Source organism: Streptomyces sp. C (assembly GCF_000158895.1).
GTDB classification, from domain to species: Bacteria; Actinomycetota; Actinomycetes; order Streptomycetales; family Streptomycetaceae; genus Streptomyces; species Streptomyces racemochromogenes.
The window spans coordinates 7,104,809-7,109,448 of the sequence record NZ_GG657750.1 but is presented as its reverse complement, the minus strand read 5'-3'; the positions used below and the strand labels follow the sequence as shown (position 1 = coordinate 7,109,448).

General features: G+C 77.1%; 3 protein-coding genes. All 3 read left to right on the top strand.

The features are described from left to right. Positions 1 to 1,662, top strand: a 1,662-nt coding sequence (locus SSNG_RS31800) for a TOMM precursor leader peptide-binding protein (protein ID WP_063749933.1), incomplete at its 5' end; no start/stop codon positions are given. 52 nt (positions 1,663 to 1,714) lie between these two features. After that, the gene (locus SSNG_RS31795; protein ID WP_007268051.1) at positions 1,715 to 3,265 is read left to right on the top strand and encodes a SagB family peptide dehydrogenase; all 1,551 of its coding nucleotides are present in this window, start codon (positions 1,715 to 1,717) and stop codon (positions 3,263 to 3,265) included. 30 nt (positions 3,266 to 3,295) lie between these two features. After that, positions 3,296 to 4,640: lantibiotic dehydratase (locus tag SSNG_RS31790; RefSeq protein WP_042802465.1), on the top strand; the 1,345-nt coding region annotated here is incomplete at its 3' end.

The following is a 4,640-nucleotide window of genomic DNA, read 5'->3' as shown; positions in this document are numbered from 1 at the left end:
TGCCTGGAGCGGCGCTGGCAGGCGGTGCGGTCGGTCGCGCTGCGGGACGCCCTGGAGCTGGGCGGCGGTACCCGGGCGGCGGGCGGCTGGCCGTACGCGCACGCCTTCGCCGCCGACGCGCTGGCCGCGCTGGTGGTCTCGGCGGGCTCCGGCGCCGCCGGGGCGGCGGCCGGGGTGTTCCCCGGGGTGTGGGTGCTGGACCTGCGGAGCGGGGGCGTGCGGCGCTACCCGCTGGTGCCCGACCCGGAGTGCCCGGTGTGCGGGACGCCCGAGGCGGACACGGCCCGGGCGCTGGATCCGGAGCCGGCGCCCAAGTACCGGCCGGGGGCGTTCCGTACCCGGCCGGTGGAGGCGTACGCCATCGACGTGGCGGCGTTCGCGAACCCGCTGTGCGGGGCGCTGGGGCCCTCGCTGGTGCAGGACGTCTCCTCGACGTCCACCTCGGCGACCATCGGGTGCTTCTCGATGCGGTCGGGCGAGTACCTGCGCGAGACGTTCTGGGGCGGGCACACCGACTCCTTCGACCGCAGCGCCCGCGTCGGGGTGCTGGAGGGGCTGGAGCGGTACGCGGGGATGCGCTCGCGCTCGCGCACGACCAGCGTCACCGGCTCCCTGAACGGCTTCGGGGCCGAGGCCGTCGACCCGCGGGTCGTGGGCCTGTACAGCGGGGCGTTCCACCGGGACAACCCCCGGGTGAGGCCCTTCGACCCGGACCGGGAGATCCCCTGGGTGTGGGGGTGGTCGCTGCGCGACCGGGAACCGCGGCTGGTGCCGGAGGTGCTGACGTACTACCACGCGCCGGGCCTGGAGAACCGGTTCGTGCAGGAGAGCTCCAACGGCTGCGCCTCGGGCGGGAGTCTGGCCGAGGCCGCCTACTTCGGGCTGATGGAGGTGGTCGAGCGGGACGCCTTCCTGCTCACCTGGTACGGGCGGCAGCCGCTGCCCGAGATCGACCCGGCCACCAGTTCCCGGGCCTCGACGCGGGCGATGGTCGACCGGCTGGCCCTGTACGGGTACCGGGCGCGGTTCTTCGACACGCGGATCAGTTTCCCGATCCCGGTGGTGACGGCGGTCGCCGAGCGGTTCGACGGCGGCCCCGGCCGGATGTGCTTCGGGGCGGGCGCCGGGCTGGACCCGGAGTCGGCGCTGGACTCGGCGCTGTGCGAGATCGCCACGGACGCGGTGAACCTGCCCGGCCGCACCGCGCGGGACGAGGAGCGGCTGCGTGCGATGGCGGCCGACTTCGACCTGGTCACCGCGCTGCACGACCACCCGCTGGTGTACGGGGTGCCGGAGATGGGCCGCCACGCGGACTTCTTGCTGCGCGGGCCCTCGCGGGGTCCGCTGCGCCCGGTGTCCTCGCTGCTGGGCCCCGAGGGGGTGTCGGACGACGTGGCCGAGGACCTGGCGCGGTGCGTGGAGGCCGTCGCCGCCGGGGGGTTCGACGTGGTGGTGGTCGACCAGACCCTGCCGGAGCAGCGGGCGCTGGGCCTGCACACCGTGAGCGTGCTGGTGCCGGGGCTGCTGCCGATCGACTTCGGCTGGTCGAGGCAGCGCGCCCTGGGCATGCCGCGGATGCGCACCGCCCTGCGCGAGGCGGGGCTGCGCGGGCGCGACCTGGAGCCGGCCGACCTCAACCCGGCCCCGCACCCCTTCCCCTGACCCGGCCGCCGCCGGCCCCGCCCGGCACGGCCGCACGAACCGAGGAGGACCCGTGGGCTACGCCCATGACTACGCCAGCGCCATCCTGTACCGGGGCCGGGTGCCCATGGAGCCCGTCGACTTCGTGCCCGACTGGGCCGACCGCCCCCGCAAGGCGAAGTACTACCCCGGCGCGGAGACCCTGCCGCTGCCGGAGCCGGAGTCCGGCGGGCCGCGTCCCGCGCCGGGGTTCACCCTGCCGCTGCTGTCCGGGATGCTCCAGGAGTCGTACGGGCTGACCGGACGGCGCCTGGGCGTGCAGGCCAACACCGACCTGGCGGCGCTCCCCCACTACACGCAGGCCAACTGGTCGCGGGGCACCGCCTCGGGCGGCGGGCTCTACCCGGTCGGCGTGTACTGGGCGGCCGGCGCGGGCGGGCCGCTCACCCCGGGCCTGTACCACTACGCCCCGCACCAGCACGGGCTGCGCCGGCTGCTGGCCGGCGACGTCACCGGTGACGTGCGCCGGGCGCTGGGGCCCGGCCCGGGCGAGGGCGCGTCGCAGTACCTGGTGCTGAGCGTCAAGTACTGGCAGAACTCCTTCAAGTACAACAGCTTCTCCTTCCACGCGGTGAGCATGGACGTGGGCGCGCTGGTGCAGACCTGGCGGCTGTGGGCCCGGGCGTACGGGCTGCGGATCGCGCCCGTGCTCTGGTTCGACGAGGAGCGCCTCGCCGGGCTGCTGGGCGTGGCCCCCGAGGAGGAGGGCGTCTTCGCGGTGCTCCCCCTGGAGTGGGAGGGCGACGCGGCCGGCCCCGCCGCCGGGGCTCCGCCGACGGGCGCCGGGGTGCGGCACCGGGACGCGGAGCGGTCCCGCACCGTGCTGGCCTTCGAGACGCTGGAGCGGATCCACGGAGCCACCCTCGGCCGGGCCGGGGACCGTCCGGCGCCCGGCGCCCTCGACGCGGCCGCCGCGTACCCGCCGCGGGGCGGGGAGCCCGTCCCGCTGCCCGCCCCGCCGGCGCCCCCGATGGGGGAGACGGCCGCGCTGCGGGCCCGGCGCAGCAGCTTCGGCCGGTTCGACGCCGGCCGGGCGGTGACGGCGGAGCAGCTGGCGGCGGCGCTGGCGCAGTGCGCGGCGACCCGGCCCGGCAGTGAGGCGGAGCGGTCCGACGGGCCGCCGCTGACCTCCCTGTACGTCTTCGTGAACCACGTCGAGGGGATCGAGCCGGGCAGCTACGCCTACGACCCGGCGGAGCACGCGCTGCGGCTGGTGGTGCCGGGTCCGCCCGGGCCGTTCCTCCAGGCCAACTACTTCCTGTCCAACTACAACCTGGAGCAGGCGGGCGCCGTGCTGGTGCCGACGGTGCGGACCAGCGCGGTCCTCGACGCGGTCGGCGACCGGGGCTACCGCCTGATGGGGGCGGCCGTCGGCGCGGTCGCGCAGACCTTCTACACCACCGCCGCCGCGCACGGGCTCGGCGCGGGCGTGGCGCTGGGCTTCGACAACGTCTCGTACGCCGAGCGGCTGGGGCTGGCGGACACCGACGAGGCACCGCTGCTGATCATGCTGCTCGGCCACGAGCGGCCGCGGCCCGCCGACTTCCGCCACGAAATCGCCTGACCGGGCCACGAGAGACGCAGGGGACACAGGATGGACACCACCACCGGATGGCACACCGGCGAGCGCTTCATGCTGCGCGTCGCCGGCCTGCCGCTGGCCGCGGCCGACGCGCTGCGCTGCGCGGACACCGGGCGCTGGGCGGCCGACGTGCTGGCGGCCGAGGAGGCGCTGCGGGCGGACGCGCAGTGGCTGAGCGAGGCGCTGCACCGGGCGGTCGGCGCGACCGACCCGGAGCCGGGCGGGCCGGGCGCGGCGCTCCGGCGCGAACTGCTGGGGCTGCGCCGGCGCGTCCACAACGGGCGCGTGCCCGCCGATCCCGGGGCCGCCCTGCGGGCGGTGGCGGCCCTGGGCGAGGAGGCGGCCGAGCGGCTGGCGCTCTGGCTGGAGCGGACCCGTGAGCTGGAGAAGCTGCTCGCCGAGGGGGAGCCGCTGCTCGCCGCCGATCTGGGCCGGGGCCGGGCCGCGCTGCGCGGGCTGCTGGAGGACGACCGGCTGCGGCACGGGCTGCTGCTGGCCTCGCCCGTGCTGGAGGGGCAGCTCGACGCGTACCTGGCCGCGACCGCCGGGGGCGGGGAGCCGGGGGGACGGGCGCGCAAGGCCGAGCGCTCGGTGCTCTCGTACCTCTACCGCACCGCCTGCAAGACCAGCCCCTTCAGCACCTTCACGGGGGTGGCGACGGGCCGGTTCACCGCCGGGGCCGCGGCGGACGGCATCCGGGTGGAGGACGCCTGGAGCAGCCACGTCCGGCTGAACGTGGTGGTGCTGGCGCGCCTCGCCGAGCTGGTCCTCGCCGACCCGGTGCGCCGCCGGGACCTGCCGCTGCGCCCGGCGCCGGGCTGGGGCCGGGAGGACGACCGGATCCGGTACGTGCGGCGCTCGGTGACGGCCGGCGACGACTCGGCCGCGGTCACCTTCGACGCGGTCAAGGACCGGCTGTTCTTCCTGCGCCGCAGCGGCACCCTGGACCGGCTGCTCGCCCTCTTCGCCGACCGGGCCGAACGGGCCGCGGGCGCCGGCGGCGGCGAGCCCGAGCTGCGCCACCACGAACTGGCCGACTGGCTGGCCGCCGAGCACGACGCGGCCCCCGAGGAGTGCGAGGCGTACATCGGGGCCCTGCTCCAGCTCGGCATGGTCCGGGTCCCGTGCCTGGACACCGAGGTGCACAGCGGGGACCCCGTGCGGTCCTTCCAGCGGGCCCTGTCCAGCCTGGAGCGGCCCTGGGCCGGCGAACTGGCCGCGCTCCTGGAGGAGCCCGCCCGGCTGCTGGAGCGCTACCCCCTCGCCGGCCGCGCCGAGCGCCGCGAGCTGCTGTCGGCCCTGCGCGCCGCGCTGCGCCGGGCGCAGCAGGAGCTGGGCGCGCCGGCGGACGCGCCGC